The sequence below is a fragment of the Vibrio sp. OPT46 genome (assembly GCF_015163535.1).
Lineage (GTDB): Bacteria > Pseudomonadota > Gammaproteobacteria > Enterobacterales > Vibrionaceae > Vibrio > Vibrio alginolyticus.
In genome coordinates this window covers 1-481 of the sequence record NZ_JADDYG010000342.1, presented here as the reverse complement: position 1 = coordinate 481, position 481 = coordinate 1, and the positions used below count along the sequence as shown (strand labels likewise).

Annotated in this window: 1 protein-coding gene; it reads right to left on the bottom strand. The window is 41.0% G+C overall.

Translation table 11 applies throughout. From position 1 onward, the window contains the following. Positions 1 to 127 precede the first annotated feature (127 nt). On the bottom strand, positions 128 to 394 hold the full coding sequence (locus IQR33_RS15700) for a hypothetical protein (protein WP_005477168.1): 267 nt from the start codon (positions 392 to 394) through the stop codon (positions 128 to 130). Between the last annotated feature and the right edge of the window lie 87 nt (positions 395 to 481).

Sequence of the window (481 nt, the reverse complement as noted above, 5' to 3'; positions counted from 1 at the left end):
TTTGCCCCATTATAAGACAGAGTAAATACTCATTCATATCCTGTTTATTGGGTTTTGCCTTACTAAAAGTAATCCATTCTTCTAATGCTATTCGTTGTTAATCCTCGTGTTGTATTGCGGGGGGCTCTTAAGTTGTCAACATCGTACACAGAACCACCATGTTGTATTTATTCAACATGGTGCATTTAGAAAGAACGTCTTCCCCCAACGGTATCCTTAAACCTTGCTCGAGGAGCTTTGCCATCCATCGTCCATTTAAGGTTCGCAGGTATAAATTGACTTGAATCGGGAGTTTGCCAACTTGCTTCACCGTTTTTTCTGGCGTCCAATTGATGGTTGGTACGTTATCTTCAATCGCAATGGACAAAATATTGAGTTCATCGAGAGCAGCCATAAGGTTCTGACACAAGAGGATTTTGAGCGGTTTTTAGAACAGATTGAGTCGTGTGAATAAGAAAAGGCGTCATCGTGACGCCTTTTA

Bases quoted from the DNA above. Each gene is read 5' to 3' on its own strand.
- IQR33_RS15700 (WP_005477168.1), bottom strand. From the start codon at position 394: ATGGCTGCTCTCGATGAACTCAATATTTTGTCCATTGCGATTGAAGAT.